The sequence below is a fragment of the Brevundimonas sp. VNH65 genome (genome assembly GCF_049445955.1).
In the GTDB taxonomy this organism is placed as follows: domain Bacteria; phylum Pseudomonadota; class Alphaproteobacteria; order Caulobacterales; family Caulobacteraceae; genus Brevundimonas.
Genome location: NZ_JBMSDX010000005.1, coordinates 46,140 through 62,412 on the forward strand (window position 1 = coordinate 46,140; position 16,273 = coordinate 62,412).

18 protein-coding genes are annotated in these 16,273 nt (G+C 67.4%); 10 read left to right on the forward strand and 8 right to left on the reverse strand.

Annotation, left to right across the window (positions count from 1 at the left end):
• Position 1 precedes the first annotated feature (1 nt).
• Positions 2-1,162, forward strand: coding sequence for a cystathionine gamma-synthase (locus ACO2Q1_RS09880; RefSeq protein ID WP_423329339.1), 1,161 nt, complete (start codon positions 2-4; stop codon positions 1,160-1,162).
• 10 nt (positions 1,163-1,172) lie between these two features.
• Here the strand turns inward: ACO2Q1_RS09880 and ACO2Q1_RS09885 are convergent, their stop codons facing one another.
• From ACO2Q1_RS09885 to ACO2Q1_RS09895, 3 genes are all read right to left on the reverse strand, one after another.
• Entirely contained in the window at positions 1,173-3,725 is a 2,553-nt protein-coding gene (locus ACO2Q1_RS09885) for an ATP-binding protein (protein WP_423329340.1), read from the reverse strand.
• A gap of 65 nt (positions 3,726-3,790) precedes the next feature.
• Positions 3,791-4,504 carry a TorF family putative porin gene (locus tag ACO2Q1_RS09890; RefSeq protein WP_423329341.1) on the reverse strand — a complete coding sequence of 238 codons (714 nt, stop codon included), beginning with the start codon at positions 4,502-4,504 and terminating at the stop codon, positions 3,791-3,793.
• Between the two features lie 33 nt (positions 4,505-4,537).
• Positions 4,538-5,470 carry an NAD(P)H-dependent flavin oxidoreductase gene (locus ACO2Q1_RS09895; protein ID WP_423329342.1) on the reverse strand — a complete coding sequence of 311 codons (933 nt, stop codon included), beginning with the start codon at positions 5,468-5,470 and terminating at the stop codon, positions 4,538-4,540.
• Positions 5,471-5,613: 143 nt separating this feature from the next.
• Here ACO2Q1_RS09895 and queF point away from each other — a divergent pair, with 143 nt between their 5' ends.
• Both queF and ACO2Q1_RS09905 read left to right on the forward strand, forming a co-directional pair.
• Complete coding sequence (queF, locus tag ACO2Q1_RS09900) at positions 5,614-6,075, forward strand: preQ(1) synthase (protein WP_423329343.1); 462 nt, start codon at positions 5,614-5,616, stop codon at positions 6,073-6,075.
• Positions 6,076-6,143: 68 nt separating this feature from the next.
• Positions 6,144-6,749 (forward strand): hypothetical protein, encoded by a 606-nt coding sequence (locus ACO2Q1_RS09905; RefSeq protein ID WP_423329344.1) that lies wholly within the window; start codon positions 6,144-6,146, stop codon positions 6,747-6,749.
• Between the two features lie 3 nt (positions 6,750-6,752).
• On the opposite strand, the gene ACO2Q1_RS09910 is transcribed toward ACO2Q1_RS09905, so the two are convergent.
• Complete coding sequence (locus ACO2Q1_RS09910) at positions 6,753-7,637, reverse strand: oxidoreductase (protein WP_423329345.1); 885 nt, start codon at positions 7,635-7,637, stop codon at positions 6,753-6,755.
• A gap of 152 nt (positions 7,638-7,789) precedes the next feature.
• Between ACO2Q1_RS09910 and ACO2Q1_RS09915 the strand changes: the two genes are divergently transcribed.
• Together ACO2Q1_RS09915 and ACO2Q1_RS09920 are read left to right on the forward strand one after the other, a co-directional pair.
• On the forward strand, positions 7,790-8,683 hold the full coding sequence (locus ACO2Q1_RS09915) for an AraC family transcriptional regulator N-terminal domain-containing protein (RefSeq protein WP_423329346.1): 894 nt from the start codon (positions 7,790-7,792) through the stop codon (positions 8,681-8,683).
• Positions 8,684-8,692: 9 nt separating this feature from the next.
• Complete coding sequence (locus ACO2Q1_RS09920) at positions 8,693-9,553, forward strand: DUF817 domain-containing protein (protein ID WP_423329347.1); 861 nt, start codon at positions 8,693-8,695, stop codon at positions 9,551-9,553.
• Here ACO2Q1_RS09920 and ACO2Q1_RS09925 read toward each other — a convergent pair.
• A complete protein-coding gene (locus ACO2Q1_RS09925; protein WP_423329348.1) occupies positions 9,550-10,488 on the reverse strand; it encodes a methyltransferase domain-containing protein in 939 nt (312 codons plus the stop codon). The two genes, ACO2Q1_RS09920 and ACO2Q1_RS09925, sit on opposite strands and share 4 nt — an antisense overlap.
• A gap of 1 nt (position 10,489) precedes the next feature.
• Complete coding sequence (locus ACO2Q1_RS09930; RefSeq protein ID WP_423329349.1) at positions 10,490-11,092, reverse strand: nitroreductase family protein; 603 nt, start codon at positions 11,090-11,092, stop codon at positions 10,490-10,492.
• Positions 11,093-11,147: 55 nt separating this feature from the next.
• Here ACO2Q1_RS09930 and ACO2Q1_RS09935 point away from each other — a divergent pair, with 55 nt between their 5' ends.
• From ACO2Q1_RS09935 to ACO2Q1_RS09945, 3 genes are all read left to right on the forward strand, one after another.
• Complete coding sequence (locus tag ACO2Q1_RS09935) at positions 11,148-11,789, forward strand: NUDIX domain-containing protein (RefSeq protein ID WP_423329350.1); 642 nt, start codon at positions 11,148-11,150, stop codon at positions 11,787-11,789.
• 19 nt (positions 11,790-11,808) lie between these two features.
• Positions 11,809-12,642, forward strand: a complete 834-nt coding sequence (gene cysE / locus ACO2Q1_RS09940) for a serine O-acetyltransferase (RefSeq protein ID WP_423329351.1) — start codon at positions 11,809-11,811, stop codon at positions 12,640-12,642.
• Positions 12,643-12,716: 74 nt separating this feature from the next.
• A complete protein-coding gene (locus ACO2Q1_RS09945; RefSeq protein ID WP_423329352.1) occupies positions 12,717-12,926 on the forward strand; it encodes a DUF3126 family protein in 210 nt (69 codons plus the stop codon).
• A gap of 74 nt (positions 12,927-13,000) precedes the next feature.
• Here ACO2Q1_RS09945 and ACO2Q1_RS09950 read toward each other — a convergent pair whose 3' ends face one another.
• Positions 13,001-13,564: a hypothetical protein gene (locus ACO2Q1_RS09950; protein WP_423329353.1), complete on the reverse strand. Its 564-nt coding sequence runs from the start codon at positions 13,562-13,564 to the stop codon at positions 13,001-13,003.
• A gap of 87 nt (positions 13,565-13,651) precedes the next feature.
• Between ACO2Q1_RS09950 and ACO2Q1_RS09955 the strand changes: the two genes are divergently transcribed.
• Positions 13,652-14,521 carry a 50S ribosomal protein L11 methyltransferase gene (locus ACO2Q1_RS09955; protein WP_423329354.1) on the forward strand — a complete coding sequence of 290 codons (870 nt, stop codon included), beginning with the start codon at positions 13,652-13,654 and terminating at the stop codon, positions 14,519-14,521.
• Between the two features lie 7 nt (positions 14,522-14,528).
• Positions 14,529-14,927 carry a DUF1489 family protein gene (locus ACO2Q1_RS09960; RefSeq protein ID WP_423329355.1) on the forward strand — a complete coding sequence of 133 codons (399 nt, stop codon included), beginning with the start codon at positions 14,529-14,531 and terminating at the stop codon, positions 14,925-14,927.
• Between the two features lie 520 nt (positions 14,928-15,447).
• On the opposite strand, the gene ACO2Q1_RS09965 is transcribed toward ACO2Q1_RS09960, so the two are convergent.
• Entirely contained in the window at positions 15,448-16,182 is a 735-nt protein-coding gene (locus ACO2Q1_RS09965; RefSeq protein ID WP_423329356.1) for an arginyltransferase, read from the reverse strand.
• Positions 16,183-16,273 lie beyond the last annotated feature (91 nt).

The following is a 16,273-nucleotide window of genomic DNA, read 5'->3' on the forward strand; positions in this document are numbered from 1 at the left end:
CATGGCCGATCTGAAGAACAGCCAGGGTTTCTCGACCCGGGCCATCCATGCGGGACAGAAGCCGGACCCGACGACCGGGGCGGTGATGACGCCGATCTACGCCACCTCGACCTACGCCCAGGAGAGCCCGGGGGTGAACAAGGGCTATGAGTACGCCCGGGGCAAGAACCCGACACGGGAGGCGTTCGAGGCCTGTCTGGCGGACCTGGAAGGCGGGACGCACGGGTTCGGCTTCGCCTCGGGCATGGCGGCGACATCCACGGCGCTGGAGCTGCTGGACGCCGGGTCGCACATCATCACGGGCGATGATCTGTATGGTGGATCGTGGCGGCTGTTTGAACGGGTGCGGCGGCGGTCGATGGGGCTGGATTTCAGCTATGTCGATCTGGGCGACCTGAGCGCGGTCGAGGCCGCGATCACGCCCGAGACCCGGCTGCTGTGGGTGGAGACGCCGACCAATCCGCTGATGAAGGTGGCGGACATCGCGGCCCTGTCGAAGATCGCCAAGGCGCATGGCTTGCTGCTGATCGTCGACAACACCTTCGCCACGCCCTGGTGTCAGCAGCCGCTGGGCCTGGGCGCCGACGTGGTCATGCATTCGGCGACGAAGTATCTGAACGGCCATTCGGATGTGATCGGCGGGGCGCTGGTGACCGGTGACGCCGATCTGGCGACCCGGATCAAGTTTCTGCAGAACTCGGTCGGCGGGGTGATGGGGCCGTTCGACGCCTTTCTGGTCAATCGCGGGCTGAAGACCCTGGGCGTCCGGATGAAGGCCCACTGCGACAACGCCCTGACCATCGCCCGCTGGCTGGAAGATCGGAAGGGTGTCGCCCGCGTGATCTATCCCGGCCTGATCAGCCACCCCCAGCACGAGCTGGCGGCGCGCCAGATGCGCGCCTTCGGCGGCATGGTGTCAGTGGTGATCGACGGCGACCTGGATCAGACGAAGCGGGTGCTGGAACGGGTGCAGGTCTTCACCCTGGCGGAGTCGCTGGGCGGGGTGGAGAGCCTGGTCAACCATCCGGCCATCATGACCCACGCCAGCGTGCCGAAAGAGGTGCGCGAGGCAGGCGGGGTCACCGACAACCTGATCCGTCTGTCGGTCGGCGTGGAAGACGTCGAGGACCTGATCGCCGACCTGGATCAGGCGCTGGGCTGACCAGCCCGCGTCAGGCGGCCTGGGTGTCGGAGCCGGGTTCCGTCGGGTCGACGCGTCCGCTGAGGGCGGTCTCGATGGCGGCGAACAGGCGGTCGGATGTGACCGGCTTCGACAGATGCCCGTCCGCGCCGGCCTCCGCGCCGGCGGCGACATGTTCGGCCATGGCGTTGGCGGTCAGCATGAGCAGCGGCGTGCGCGGCAGGCCGAGATCCTGCTCCAGGGCGCGAATGGCGCGCGTCGCGCTGAGGCCGTCCAGAACGGGCATCTGCATGTCCATCAGGACGAGGTCGAACCGCTCCTTGCGGTAAGCGTCAACCGCCTGCTGGCCGTCTTCGACCGAGACCAGTTCGACCTCGGCGACGGACAGCAGAACCTCCACGACCTTGCGATTGGCCGGGTGGTCGTCGGCGAGAAGGATGCGGAGCTCGCCCTGGGGTTCTGATGTCGAGGCTTCCGCTGACGTCGCGTCGGGGATGTCGGGCACGATCTCCACGGGCGGGAGGGGCAGGCGGACCCAGAAGCGGGCGCCTTCGCCCGGACGGCTGGCGCAGCCCATCTCGCCGCCCATCCGCTCGACCAGATCACGCGAGATGGCCAGGCCGAGGCCGGTGCCGCCGAACTGACGGGTGATGGAGCCGTCCGCCTGCTGGAAGCGGGTGAACAGGCGCGACATCTGCGCCTCGTCGAAGCCGACGCCGGTGTCGGACACGGTGATCAGGACGCGATCGTCGGGCTCTACGGTGACGGCCAGACGGACTTCACCTGCGCCCGTGAACTTGACGGCGTTGGACACCAGATTGCCGATGACCTGACGCACCCGGACGATGTCGCCCTGGACGAAGCCGGGCAGGGCGGGGTCGATGTCGACATGCAGCAGCAGGCCCTTGTCCTCGGCCCTCGCGCGCCACAGGGCGCCGATGTCGCTGATGGTCTGACGGAGAGCGAAGGGGGCGGATTCCAGCGACAGCTGACCCGACTCGATCTTGGCGCTGTCGAGAATGTCGGAGAGCAGGCGTTCCAGGGTTTCACCCGAGGACCGGATGATCTCGATCATCTCCCGCTGTCGCGGCGGCAGGGCATCGCGGCCGAGGGCGTCGGCCATGGCCACGACGCCGTTCAGCGGCGTGCGGATCTCATGGCTCATGTTCGCCAGAAACTCGCTCTTGGCGCGGTTCGCCGTCTCGGCGCGGGCGCGGGCCTCGCGCAGGCGGCCGGCCTGCCACGCCAGCCAGACCAGGGCGCCGAGCGCGGTCAGCAGGAACAGGGCCACGACCGCCACCAGCCAACGCTGGCTGTCGATCACGACCTTCTGCAACCGCGCGTTCGATCCGGCCGTCTGCAGTTGAAGGCGGCGCTCGTCCAGTTTTTCCTGCATGTCGCCGGTGACCTGGGCGATGCCGGCGCTGAAGCGGCGGGTGTCGTAGACGTCCTGCGCCAGGCGGTAGTCCTGAAGCAGGTCGAAGGCCTCGCGCGCCCGGCCGGTGGCGAACATCAGTTCGGCTTCGACGTGAGGAATTTCAGACGGACCTTCCTCACGGAATTCGCCCGCGGCGACGCGGCGGCGGATTTCGGACAGATCGCGCTGGGCCTCCGCGACCCGGCCGGTTCGCGCCAGGGCGATCGCCCGCGCCGGCAGCAGGTGGGTCGCGAGGAAATCCGCCGCGCCGAGGTCCGCGGCGTAAGGCTTCAGGCAGTTCAGGACGCCGGGCCAGTCCTGGCGACCCTCCGCCGTCATCACGCAGAGGTTGGCGTCATAGGCCAGGAGGCTTTCCAGACCCGCCCGAACCGAAAGCCGATGGTGGGCTTCATAGAGGCGGCGGGCCTGGGCGTGATCGCCCAACTGCACCGCCATCCGCGTCAGGTTGTAGATGCTGTCGAAATCCGGTCGCGGGTAGGCGGGATTCGAGAACTCGACCTCGAACCTGTGAAAGGCCGCCGCCGCGCCGCCCAGGTCATTCAGCTTCATCAGGCCGACGCCGGCCACTTCCCAGATACCCGCGCGCGCCGTGGCGGCATAGGGGGCGTCAGCCGGAATTCGCGCTTCGAACTCGGTCAGGAGCCGCAGGCCCTCGCCGATCTCGTCCTCGTCCATGAGGGCCAGGGCCGCCAGTCGGACGGCGTGGGCGCCGACGAACCAGTCCGGATCGGTGTCGGACATACGGCGCATTTCGACAGCGGCCGAGGTGTCGCCGGTGTCATAGCGAATGGTCAGGACGTTCAGGTGTGCGATCTTCTGGTAGCGGAGATCGCCCAGCCGTCTGGCGGCGGCGTCCAGCCGGTTGTTCCACAAGGCGGCCTTTTCAAAGTCGCCCTGGTTCAGGAGGGTCCAGGTGACATGGTAGAGCCGATTGAGGCCTTCGCGGTCCGCGCGGTTTCGAGCCTGTTCGCCGAACAACTCCAGCTTGGCGAAGTCGGTCGAGGCGGCCCGTTGTTCAACAAAGCGTGTCAGGGCGTCGGGGTCGCGTACGGCAGGCCCTGCCGCCATGGTCGCCGGCGCGGCGACAAGCGTCAGGAGCGCCGCGCCCACGGCGGCCACGCTACGAAAAAGGCTACGGATCAACATGCGGGCCCCACCCCGCAATCAAAGCACAGGACTCGTTGATTAAGGTTTACCCGGTCCGGCGCGGGCTAGAAGGCGTAGCTGACGCTGGCGACGAGGGCGCCGTCATACTGCTCGCCCGTGGCGTCGGCGTCGTTGTCATGCCAGCGCAGATCGAGGTCGATCCCCCGCGCCGCCGCCCACGTCATCCCCAGGTTCCAGCCGGTGTAGTCGACGCCGCCGTTCTGTTCGCGCCGTCCGACCTCGGCGGAAGTCGACAGGCGAGGGGAGAGCTCCCAACCGACACGGCCGGACACCCAGGTCCAGGCGCGCGTGGAGCCTGTGCCGTCCGGCGAATGCTGGAGCCGCAGCCGTGCCTCTACCGGGCCGATGGCGCGGGAGATGTCGGCCGTGAACTCCCAGGCCGCGTCGTCAGAAGCCGCATCGGCGTCGACCTGCCATTTGTGTTCCGCATTCAGATCGACCTCGTAGCCCATCACCTCGGAGGCCCAGCCGCCGAAGACCGCAAGTTCGACCCGCGAACCGTTCGAGGCGCGGATGGTCTCGAAGGCGGGGCCTGCATAGAAGCCGGCGTCCGAGCTCCAGGTCGCGGCCCCCCAGGCGTACGGATCGCCGGCCGATTTCGAGACGTCCTTTGACCGATTGTCGGTGGCCGCTCCGATCTCAAACGCCCACGGGCTGGATGTCGCCTGAGCGGCCGAAGACTGGCCCGGGCTCAGGGCCAGGACGGCCACGGCGGACAGGAGGCCGAATGTGAAACGGGCGGGTGTAAAACGAGTCATGCGGTCACCAACGCGCGAAAGGCGCGCGGTGACTTAGCGCACGATTGATTTCTTCGCGAATTGATCCGTGGCCTGCGTATATTCGTCGCGGAGGCGTTGGATCAGCTGGGCGGCGGGCAGGACGTCATGGACCGCGCCGGCGCCCTGGCCCGCTGACCAGACGGTTTTCCAGGCCTTGGCTTCATCGCCCATGTCCAGCTTGTGCTCGGGCAGGGTCTTCGGATCGATGCCGTTCTCCTGCAGCGACTTGGTCATGAAGTTGGCCGGAATGCCCGAGACGGCCGGCGTGTGGACGATGTCGGTGGCGCCGCTTTCGATGATCATGGTCTTGTAGGCGTCCGGCGCCATGGCCTCGGTCGTGTTGATGAAGCGGGTGCCCATGTAGGCGAAGTCGGCGCCCATCATCAGGGCGGCGGCGACATCCTGGCCGGTGGAGAGACAGCCCGACAGGATGATCGTTCCGTCGAAGAACTCGCGCACCTCATTGATCAGGGCGAACGGATTGACGATCCCGGCATGGCCGCCCGCGCCGTTGGCGACCAGGATCAGGCCGTCCACGCCGCTTTCGGCCGCCTTCCTCGCATGTCGGACATTGGCGATGTCATGGAAGACGACGCCGCCGTAACCGTGAACCGCATCGACGACGTCGCGTACGGCGCCGAGCGAGGTGATGATCAGCGGCACCTTGTGCTCGACCGACACCATCATGTCGGCCATCAATCGCGGGTTGGTGGGGTGGACGATGTGATTGACGCCGAAGGCGGCGGCGTCGGGGTTCAGGCGCGATTTGATCTCGACCAGCCAGTCCCGATAGCCCTCGGTGGTCCGGGCGTTCAACGAGGGGAAGGTGCCGATCACCCCGTTGTTGCAGCATTCGACGACCAGGTCCGGCCCTGAGACCAGAAACATCGGCGCCTCGATCACAGGCAGCTTGAGACCGGATTGCAGGGAAGCGGGAATGGCCACAGCGTTCGTCTCCTCGGTGTCCCCGCCGCAAACGGTCGAGGACGTTTTGTTTCGCTACGGATAGCGGCCTGTCGTGGGGGAAGGCAATCATCCTGTGCAGCAGGCCGTTCGCACGCGGGCGGGCGATATGTTAGGCGATCGCCATGACCACAGACGTTTCCGGTCTTAGCCAACTCGGCGTCCAGACCGCAGCCCCGACCGACCCCGAAAGCGCCGTGCTGGAACGCGTGCCGAATCCGCACGCGGACACCCTGTATCTGGCCCGGTTCACGGCGCCGGAGTTCACCAGCCTGTGCCCGGTCACTGGCCAGCCCGACTTCGCCCATATCGTCATCGACTATGCGCCGGGCGACTGGCTGGTCGAATCCAAAAGCCTGAAGCTTTATTTGACGAGTTTCCGCAATCACGGCGCCTTTCACGAGGATTGCACCGTGGCCATCGGCAGGAAGCTGGTCGATCTGCTGGAGCCGAAATGGCTGCGGATCGGCGGATACTGGTATCCTCGGGGCGGCATTCCCATCGATGTCTTCTGGCAGACCGGGGCGCCGCTGGAGGGGCTGTGGCTGCCGGATCAGGGCGTGCCGACGTATCGCGGGCGGGGATAGGCGGCGTCAGGTTTCGACGGCCGCACGGTCGTCGCCCGAAGGACAGTATGGCCGCGAGGAGAAGCGCCATGTCCCGTGCCGGTATCCGCAGGTTCGTCGTCGCGATTTGGGCGGCCATCCTTTTCGCGCCAGGCGGCTCGGCTGGAGCGGATCTCCCGGAGCCAGAGATTTCCCCTAACATCGCCGCCATTCAGAAGCTGGTCGATGACTGGTATGTCGAGCAATGCGCCGGCGATCAGGGGCGACCCTACCGGCTGATGGCGCCGGGCGGCATCGAGGCGAGCCCGGCCTATACCTATCTGGATAAAGGATCGGCGGCCCTGGGACCGCGCGTCTTCGTCGCGCTGGCCGCGACCATTCCCCTGTTCCGATACGAGGTGACGCAGATCCGGGCGGATGCGCGGTTCGCCAAGATCAGGGTGCGGGAGCGCGGCTATCGCTACGCCAGTGCGGCCAAGGTCACCTATGAGCGGATGAGCGACACCCTGCTGGTGGTCGAGAGACAGGATGACGGGCGTTGGCTGGTGCTGGCGCATCAAACCTCGTCGACCGGATTTCATCCCAGCCTGGGGACGACGCCCTTGCCGGATCTGGGCCCGGATGCGCAGGGTCAGGACCGTCCGACGCCGGAACCACGCTGCGAGCGGTTCCGGCCGGACGAGTTCGTCAGCTAGGGATCAGCCCCAGGCGCTCTGGCCCGCCTCGGGGCGGAAGTCGAAGTCGCCGTCGGTCGACAGCGACAGGGCGCGCCAGGTCTCCAGCTCGGCCTGAAGGCTGGCGATCTTGCCTTCGACCATGGCGATCGCGTCCGTGCCGGCGGCCCAGCGAACCGGGGGCTTCTCGGCGTCGGCCAGAGCCACCAGAGCCTGGCCCAGGCGCGCCGGATCGCCCGCCTGATTGCGGCTGCGGCTGTCATAGAAGGCCTTCAACTGGGCTGAGACGGCGGCATAGTCGTCAATGGCGAACGAGCCGTGTCGGACGGAGGTCGGTTCCAGGAAGTCGGTGCGGAAGAAGCCAGGCTCCACGATGGTGGCGTGAATGCCGAAGCCCGCGACCTCTCCGGCCAGGGATTCGGTGAACCCCTCAACAGCGAATTTGGATGCGCAGTACAGGGCGCCGCTGGGGCCGCCGACGATGCCGCCGACCGACGAGATGTTGAAGATGCGGCCGGACCTCTGGGCGCGCATGGCCGGGAGGACGGCGCGGGTGACGTGCATCAGGCCGAAGACGTTGGTGTCGTACTGAACCTGGGCGTCCTGAGCCGTCGATTCCTCGAACAGGCCCAGATGGCCGTAGCCGGCGTTGTTGACCAGGACGTCGATGCGGCCGAAACGGGTCAGGGCGGCCTGGACGGCGGCCTCGACCTGGTCCTGGCGCGTGACGTCCAGAGAGAGGCTGAAGCGGCGATCGTCATCGGGGCCGAAGATTTCCGTGACGGCCTCACGGCGACGTGCGGTGATGACGACGCTGTCGCCGGCGTCGAGGGCGGCCTGGGCGATGGCGGTTCCGAGACCGCGCGAAGCGCCGGTGACGAACCAGACGCGGGAGGAGGGAGAGGACATGGAAGGTCTCCTGTGGTTGACCTCGCCGATATGCGCCGTCGTGAGCGCGGCCCGTAGTCAGATGGCGGCAGTGTCTTGCACGATCCCGCCAACATCGAGTGCATGAGGGCTTCGCTCTTGAGTCGCCAGGCCGGAAAGTCTTGGATACGTTCATGGAGCGATTGCACGAACTCGCCGCACTGGCCCGACGGCATATGGGCGACCGCCCGGCCGAAGGCGTCGGGCCGGTTCTGGCGCCGGGCCTTCAGCTCATCGTGTCGAGCGGCCTGACCGCCGGTCAGCAACTGGTCTATGAGCCGATGCTGTGCCTGATCGTTGAGGGCGGAAAGCGCAGCACTCTGGGGTCCGAGACCTATGACTATCGCGCCGGCGAATATCTCGTCGTATCGGCGGAGTTACCGGTCAGCGGACAGGTGATCGAGGCGCCCTATCTGGCCATCGGCATTCCGCTGGATCCGAACCTGATCGCGGAACTGATGCTGGACATGCAGGTCGTCCATGACCCGACGCCCCAGCGCGCCCTGGCCGTCTGCCGGATGGAAGATGAGATGGTCGATGCGGTGCTCCGGCTGTTGCGCCTGCTGGACCGGCCGGAACAGGCGGGCGTGCTGGCGCCCCTGATCCAGCGGGAGATCGTCTGGCGCCTTTTGTCGGGTGAGCGCGGCGGCGCGGTGCGCCAGATCGCGTCGGGCGAGGGACGCGTGACCCAGGTCAACAAGGTGATCCGGTGGATCCGCTCGCGATACGCCGAGCCGCTCAGGGTCGAGGAATTGGCGGACATGGTGGGAATGAGCGAGACCTCGCTGTTCCGGCACTTCCGGGCGGTCACCGCCATGAGCCCGTTGCAGTATCAGAAGCAGATTCGCCTGCAGGAAGCGCGCACCCTGCTGCTTACTCAGGCGCACGATGTCGCGGGCGTCGGGTTCGCCGTCGGTTACAACAATCCGTCCCAGTTCAGCCGGGAATACAGTCGGCTGTTCGGCCTGCCGCCGGGCCGGGACGCCGACCGGCTGCGCGCCGATCCGGCCCTGGCTGTGGCGGTCTAGGGGCGGGTCGTGAACACGCCTGTACGGTTGCCGATCGAAGGCTGGGGGCGTCGGCGGCTGGCTCGGGCCCAGGCGTGGGCGGATGGTTCGCGTCTGCGGGGCTGGGCGTTCGAGTTCCTGTGGTTCGGCCTGAAGCAGGCCTGGGCCTGTCTGTTCGGCGGCCTGATGCTGGCGCTGATCGTGGGGACGTTTCTGTTCTGGCCCGATGAGGCGCCGGTGTCGCGTTACGACTTCCTGGTGATCGGCGCAGTGCTGATCCAGGTCGCCATGCTGGTCTTTCGGCTGGAAAGCCGGGAGGAGGCGGCGGTCATCTTCCTGTTCCACGTCGCCGGCACGATCATGGAGTTGTTCAAGACGGCGCACGGATCGTGGATATATCCGGAGGACTCCGTGCTGCGGATCGGCGCGGTGCCGCTGTTCTCCGGCTTCATGTATGCGGCGGTCGGCAGTTATATCGCGCGGGTCCAGCGCATCTTTCACATCCGGGTGCGGCGCTATCCTCCGCTGTGGGCGACGTGGGCGCTGGCGACGGCGATCTATGTCAATTTCTTTTCACATCACTGGCTGCCGGATGTCCGGATCGGCCTGTTTGCAGCGACTGCCGTGCTGTTCGGGCCGGGGTTGTTCTATTTCACGACGGACCGGAAGCGGCGGGCGATGCCTTTGCTGCTGGGCTACTTTCTGGTGGCCCTGTTCATCTGGTTCGCCGAGAACCTGGGCACCTTCGGTCGCGCCTGGGTCTATCCGGGGCAGGAGGCCGGATGGGAGATGGTCAGCCTGGCCAAGCTCGGAAGCTGGTTCCTGCTGATGATCATCTCGGTGGTGCTGGTGTCGCTGGTGCGACGACCCGAGCCCGAGCCGGGGACCTAGTCCTCGTAGGCGGTGCTGCGCAGGAAACAGAAGGCGCGCTGATCGCGGTCATCGCGGCGGGGGTCGGAGCGGCGGTGCTCGCCGATGGTGATGTAGTCGAGCACCTCCCAGCCCGTGCGCTTGAGCAGGCGCTTGAGCCCGCCCTCGGTGAAGGTCCAGTAGTTGGTCGAGTCGCCGTTGGATTCATCGGCGTCGAGCAGATAGGCGAGCGGCACGTCGCGATAGCCGGGGTCGGCGTCGCCCGTCACATATTCCATCGGCGGATGGGAGGCGATGCGCGTGGACAGGACGATGGTCCGGGTGTTCCGGGCCAGGGTCTTCATCACGTAGAACGGATTCTGCAGATGGTAGAGAATGCCCATGAAGAAGGCGAAATCGTATTTCGCGGGCAGGGTGAAATACTGGTCCAGATCGACGCTGTGGATCTCGACCCGCGAGTTCAGCCGCTGCTTGACCAGGGCGGCGCCGCGCAGCTGGTTCATGTTGGTGGGGCCGTTGTCGATGATGTCGACCCGGCAGCCCAGGCTTTCCATGAGGAAGGCGATGTCGCCGTCGGCGGCGCCGATGTCGGCGATCCGCTTGCCGCGAAGTTGCTGGAACAGGTCGCGGCGCTCGCCGGTCAGCAGCTGATCCAGGACGCCGACGTTGTGCATCGACTGATAGGGATACCAGGGAAAGTCAGCGCCCTGAGCCTTCACCTGCTGAAGGGTTTCGGCGAAAACGTCGGCCTGACGTCTGACCTCGTCCATGCCGGATGGTGTTCTTTCCAAGGGGGCGGGCGCCGGGGCCGGATCGTGCACCGGGGGAGAGGCGGGGGCGGCGACCACGGCGGCCGGGCCGGTGTCCCGAGGCCTCTGCGGCGGGACGGCGCGCAGCGGCTTCAGGGCCCGCGCGATGCGGCGCTTGAGGGTGGTCGGCTTTCGGGTCGAGGTCATGTCAGGGCCGATAGGTCGTGATGAGGGCGAGGTCCGGACGCACGCGCTCCATCGGAGCTTCGGGCGCGGTTCCAATGTGAATGAAGCCGGCGATGCGTTCGCCGGGGCTCAGGCCGAACAGGGTCACGGCGTCGACGTCATAGGCGTACCAATCGGTGATCCAGGAGGCGCTGTAGCCGTATGCGTCCGCGGCGTGCTCGAGGTTCATGCAGACAGCGCCCGCAGAGAGTTCCTGTTCCCAGACGGGCACCTTGTGATCGGGCGTCGGCCGCGAGACGACCAGAACGGTCAGTGGCGGATTGGCGAGCTTGGCCAGCACCGCCGTCGACTTGGCCGGCAGTCCCTTGCGTTCGGCAAGGACCGCCAGCTGTTCCGAAATCGCGGCGCGCGTCTCGGGCCCCAGAACCATGAACCGCCAGGGAAACAGCTTGCCGTGGTCCGGCGTGCGGGCCCCGATCGTCAGTATGCTCTCCACCTCCGCCGAAGTCGGGCCCGGGCCCGACAGCGACTGGGCGGCGGCGGAGCGCCTTTGGCCGAGCCTGAGCCGCATTTCGGGAGACGGTGTCGGCAGGGGCAGGGGCTGGCCAAGTTCGGTCGTGGACATGCAGACTAGCTAGCGACGCCGGGGCGGGGACGCCATAGGCCGGACGAGAGGCGACATGAAAATCGACGATGCGCCGGACGATCCGACCCCGGCCTGGCAGGACGGGGCCGACGCGGTCCCCCGCTGGACTGACGATGGGTCGGAGACGGCCTATGACAGCCCCTGGCTGAGCCTGACCCGCCACCGGGCGACGGCGCCGACCGGGCGGACGGTCGACTATGGCGTGGTCAGGCCGAAGTCGGTGGCGACGGGGGTGCTGCCTCTGCACGACGATGGGACGGTGACCCTGGTGGGCCAGGCCCGGTTCGCCCTGATGAACTATTCCTGGGAGATGCCGGAAGGCGGAGCGCCGGTCGGCGAGGACCCGTTCGACGGCGTTCGGCGAGAACTGGCCGAGGAGGCGGGCCTGGCGGCGCGGGAGTGGCGGGAGGTGTTGAGGATGGAACTGTCGAACTCCATCACCGACGAACGGGCGATCTGCTGGCTGGCCTGGGGGCTGTCGCCGGTCGCGGCGGCGCCGGATCCGACCGAGGTCATCGCCCTGGCGCGCGTGCCGTTTAGGGCGCTGATCGGGGAGATCGGGCGCGGCGCGGTCCGGGATTCCATGACGGTGGCGACGGCGTTGAAGGCCTATCATATGGCGAGGGAGGGACTGCTGCCGGGCTGGCTGGCGCACGCCATGCTGACGCGGGTATGATGGTGCCGAGGAGCAAGTCATGAGCCCTGCCAGTCCAAAGCTCGCTGTCGTCGCCGCAGAGACCGGGGTGTGGCCGCAGTTGCGCGCCGCCGCCGAAACGGCCGCCCGCGAGGAACCGCACCTGGGGTCGCTGCTGAACGCCACGGTGCTGTCGCACAAGGACCTGGCTTCGGCCCTCAGCTTCCAGATCGCGCGCAAGCTGGGCGACGCCGAACTGGCCACGATGAGCGTGCGCGAGGTATGCGACGACGCCTTTGCGGCGGATCCGGCGATCGTGGCGGCGGCCGAGCGCGATCTGATCGCCGTGGCGGAACGGGATCCGGCGATCCGGACGCTGTTGCAGCCGTTCCTGTATTTCAAGGGCTTCCAGGCCTTGCAGGCGGCGCGTGTGGCGCACTGGCTGTGGGGACAGTCGCGCGAGACTCTGGCCTTCCATTTCCAGAGCCGCATGTCGGAGCTGTTCCAGATCGACATCCATCCCGGCGCGACCCTGGGCGCCGGTCTGTTCCTGGATCACGGCACGGGCATCGTCATCGGCGAAACGGCGGTGGTCGGGGACGACGTGTCCATGCTGCACGCCGTGACCCTGGGCGGGACCGGGGCGGAGCGGGGTGATCGCCATCCGAAGATCGGCAAGGGCGTGCTCCTGGGCGCGGGAGCCAAGGTGCTGGGCAACATCGTGGTCGGAGACTACGCCAAGGTGGCGTCAGGCTCGGTCGTGTTGAAGCCGGTGCCGTCCGGCTGCACCGTCGCGGGGGTGCCGGCGCGGGTGGTCAACTGCCCGACCGAGGCCGAGCCGGCGCGGACGATGGATCACACGCTCGCCGACGTCGTCTATGACTTCGTGATCTGAACGGCGGGTTCGGGGTTCCCATCGGAAGGGGGCTTGTCTATCAGTCCCGCCGACGATTTCAGAAAGGCCGAGCCGTGAAAGACAGCGACATCAAGCGCGTCGAGACCCATCTCAAGCGCACCTTCAACACCGGCGGCATCATCCTCAAGGCCCGCCCCAAGGCGCCCGATTCGGCCGAGGTCTATGTCGGCGACGAGTTCATCGGCATCGTCTTCGAGGACGAGGACGAGGCGGGCAGCTTCATGTTCGAAATGGCCATCCTGGCGGAAGACCTGCCGGAGTAGGGCTGCTCGATCTGCGTATCGAATGAAGACGCCGGACGGTTCGACCGTCCGGCGTTTTCATTTCAGGGATGTCTTCAGCGCTTGCCGAAGATCATGTCGCCCAGCTTGGCGAAGAAGCCCTTGGAAGGCGCCGGAGCGGCGGCGGGCGCCGGTGCGGGCGTTTCGACCGGCTTGGCCGCTGCGGGGACGGCGGGCGCCGGCTTGGGCGCGGCGGCCGCCGCAGGGGCAGGGGCCGCCACAGGTTTCGGCGTGGCCGGCTTGGCGGCGGCGGGTTTCGGAGCCGGCTTCGCCGCAGCGGGTTTGGCCGCGGCCTTGGGCTTCGCCGTCTTAGGCGCCGCTGCCTTGGCCGCCGGAGCCTTGGCCGGAGCCGCAGGCTTGGCCGCGGCCTTCGGGGCCGCCTTGGGAGCGACGGCCTTCGGGGCGGCCTTGGCGGGCGCTTTCGCGGGAGCGGTCTTCACAGCCGTCGTCTTCGCCGCAGCGGGCTTGGCGGCGGGCTTCGGAGCCGCAGCCTTGGCCGCAGGCTTCGCCGCCGCCGGTTTGGCCGCCGCCTTGGGCTTGGCCGGAGCCTTGGCCGTCGCCGGCTTTGCAGCGGTCGATTTGGCCGCAGCTGGTTTGGACGTAGACGGTGACTTAGCCATGAGATACCCGACCCCTCGGTGTTTCGCGGCCGCCGGGAGTGCGGTCCGCCAATAATCCTGATTCGCAATCATACCGGCGTTTTGGCCATGTCATATACCCCTCTTCAGATTGTCGCCCACGGGGCTCGCGCCGAGACGGAGGCCGCCGCCGAGGCGATGGACGCCGACTCCCTGCTGGAGGGTGCGACCTATTCGATCCTGGAGGAGGACGAGGATCGCGGAATCTGGCGGATCGACGCCTTCCCGACCACGGCGGAGGAAGCCGAGCGGATGCAGGCCGTGCTGGCCGACCATCCCGGCGTGAAGATCAGGGTTTCGGTCCTGGCCGACGCCGACTGGCTGGCCATGTCGCTGTCGGGGCTGCCGCCGGTCGAGGCCGGACGGTTCTTCGTCTATGGCGCCCACGATCAGGGCCGGGTGCCGCCCAGCGCGGTGTCGCTGAAGATCGACGCGGGCGCGGCGTTCGGCACCGGACACCACGGCACGACGGTCGGCTGTCTGATCGCCTATGACGACCTGCTGAAACGTGAGCGGTTCGAGCGGGTTCTGGACGTCGGCTGCGGCACGGGGGTGCTGGCCATCGCGGCGGCGAAGACGGGCAGCCGGGTCGCCGTCGGCACCGACATTGACGCCCCGTCGGTGCGGATCGCCAACGAGAACGCCAAGCTGAACCAGTCCAACGCCAGTTTCGTCCACGCCTCGGGCCTGAACGACCGCAAGGTGCGCCAGCACGGGCCTTATGATCTGGTGTTCGCCAATATCCTGGCACCGCCGCTGGTGTCGCTGTCGCAGGACATCAAGACGGCGCTGCGCATCGGCGGCGTGGCGATCCTGTCCGGCCTGTTGCGGACGCAGGAGCGACGGGTGACGGCGGCCTATGTGTCGCGCGGCTTCCGGCTGGAGCGTCGGATCCGGCGCGACGCCTGGTCGGCCCTGGTGCTGAGGCGGATGGGCTGACGGCGAGTTGGCCCTGCATCTGATCAAGCTGTGCGTCGGGATCGCCAAGGTCGAGACCCTGGAGCGGCGCGTCGCCAAGCTGCCGCATCTGATCGTCAACACCAGAATGACGCCGAAGCGGGCGACCGAGCTGGAGGACGGCGGGTCGCTGTACTGGGTGATGAAGGGGTCGGTCGTGGCCCGTCAGGCGATTCTGGACGTCACGACCCGAGGGGAAGGCAAGGCCAGCCGGTGTTTCATCATGCTGGAAAACAGGGTGGTCCGCACCGCGCCGCAGGGCCGACGTCCGTTCCAGGGGTGGCGATATCTGGAAGCGAAGGACGCGCCGCCGGACCTGTCGTCGATGGATGCGGGCGATCTGCCGGACGACCTGGCGAAGAAGCTGCGCGAAATGGGGGCGTGGTAGACGTGCGGAGGAGGCGAACCTCTACGCCTGACGTTTCTGCGGCGTTTGGGGTGGGCCCTCGGGACAGGCCCGAGGGTGACGGGGCTTTGTGGGATGGGCGGCCAGCCCCCTCCACCGCTTCGCGGTCCCCCTCCCCCGATGGGGGAGGAATGGACATGCGTTGTCGGCTTCTCGGCGGGGGGCCTGAAGGGTGCGGGAGGGGCGGAGCGCCGAGCCTCGCCCGGTCTGGGGTTAGAACTACCGTTTTCGCCGATCCCCGGAACGGTCGGGATTTCAACTCCGACCCAGCCTCGGCTCCGAAAAGGTTCCCCTCCGCGGTCGAGGCGGCGAGGCTCCGATTTGGAACCCCGCCCCCGCTGTCTCGCCTCCACCGCCCGCAGGTCGCCGGCCGACGGCCCTCCCGTGCGGTGAAGCGGGGGTATTATGGATGAGGTCTCACCTTCGCCCGGAAGTGGGGCGCATCTTTCGTGGAAAGCTGAGGGATTACAACGATCGGAGGCGCCGAACCGCGATAGACGCGTCAGGCCATAGGAGTCCAGCCGAGGGGGCGTAGGGCCTCGAGCGGGCGAAACTGGGCCTTGTAGTCCATCTTGGGGGAGCCCTGAACCCAGTAGCCGAGATAGACATAAGGCAGCCGGACCGCCGTCGCCTGACGGATGTGATCGAGAATGGCGAAGACCCCGAGGGAGCGGCGCTCCATCTCCGGGTCGTAGAAGCTGTAGACCATCGACAGGCCGTCCGAGAGCAGATCGGTCAGGGTGACGGCGACGAGGTCGCCCGGCCCGCCGTCCATCGAGGGCAGGCGGTACTCGATCAGGTGGGTGCGGACGGCGGTGTCCTCGACCATGGAGACATAGTCGGACCAGCCCATGTCGGTCATGCCGCCGCCGGGATGGCGATGCGCCAGGTAGCGTTTCAGGAGGTGGAACTGTTCGGTCGTCGCCTCGGCCTCGACCAGATCGCGCGACAGGTCGGCGTTGCGGTTCAGGATCTTGCGCTGGGACCGGCTGTAGGCGAACTGGGCGACCGGGAGGCGCACGGAGACGCAGGCGTCGCAGGCGTCGCAGGCGGGGCGGTAGGCGATGTTCTGGCTGCGGCGGAAACCGGCGTGGGTCAGCTCGTCATTGACGTGAGCGCCGTCGGAAAACGGCAGATTGGCGAACACCTTGCGCTCGGTCATGCCCGGCAGATAGGGGCACGGCGCGACCGCCGTCATGAAGAAGCGAAGCTGACGGTGCGGGATGTGCTGCGTCACGGCCCTAGGTCCGCACCCGGATCGGTCGAGAATATGGCGCGCGCGTCATCCGCATGCGCTGATCTGGCGCCGCAGGGCCGGGGTCCGCAAG

Bases quoted from the DNA above. Each gene is read 5' to 3' on its own strand.
- ACO2Q1_RS09950 (WP_423329353.1), bottom strand. From the start codon at position 13,564: ATGGCTAAGTCACCGTCTACGTCCAAACCAGCTGCGGCCAAATCGACC.
- ACO2Q1_RS09930 (WP_423329349.1), bottom strand. From the start codon at position 11,092: ATGTCCACGACCGAACTTGGCCAGCCCCTGCCCCTGCCGACACCGTCT.
- ACO2Q1_RS09880 (WP_423329339.1), top strand. From the start codon at position 2: ATGGCCGATCTGAAGAACAGCCAGGGTTTCTCGACCCGGGCCATCCAT.
- ACO2Q1_RS09910 (WP_423329345.1), bottom strand. From the start codon at position 7,637: ATGTCCTCTCCCTCCTCCCGCGTCTGGTTCGTCACCGGCGCTTCGCGC.
- ACO2Q1_RS09885 (WP_423329340.1), bottom strand. From the start codon at position 3,725: ATGTTGATCCGTAGCCTTTTTCGTAGCGTGGCCGCCGTGGGCGCGGCG.
- ACO2Q1_RS09890 (WP_423329341.1), bottom strand. From the start codon at position 4,504: ATGACTCGTTTTACACCCGCCCGTTTCACATTCGGCCTCCTGTCCGCC.
- queF (WP_423329343.1), top strand. From the start codon at position 5,614: ATGACCACAGACGTTTCCGGTCTTAGCCAACTCGGCGTCCAGACCGCA.
- ACO2Q1_RS09935 (WP_423329350.1), top strand. From the start codon at position 11,148: ATGAAAATCGACGATGCGCCGGACGATCCGACCCCGGCCTGGCAGGAC.
- ACO2Q1_RS09915 (WP_423329346.1), top strand. From the start codon at position 7,790: ATGGAGCGATTGCACGAACTCGCCGCACTGGCCCGACGGCATATGGGC.
- ACO2Q1_RS09925 (WP_423329348.1), bottom strand. From the start codon at position 10,488: ATGACCTCGACCCGAAAGCCGACCACCCTCAAGCGCCGCATCGCGCGG.
- ACO2Q1_RS09905 (WP_423329344.1), top strand. From the start codon at position 6,144: ATGTCCCGTGCCGGTATCCGCAGGTTCGTCGTCGCGATTTGGGCGGCC.
- cysE (WP_423329351.1), top strand. From the start codon at position 11,809: ATGAGCCCTGCCAGTCCAAAGCTCGCTGTCGTCGCCGCAGAGACCGGG.
- ACO2Q1_RS09955 (WP_423329354.1), top strand. From the start codon at position 13,652: ATGTCATATACCCCTCTTCAGATTGTCGCCCACGGGGCTCGCGCCGAG.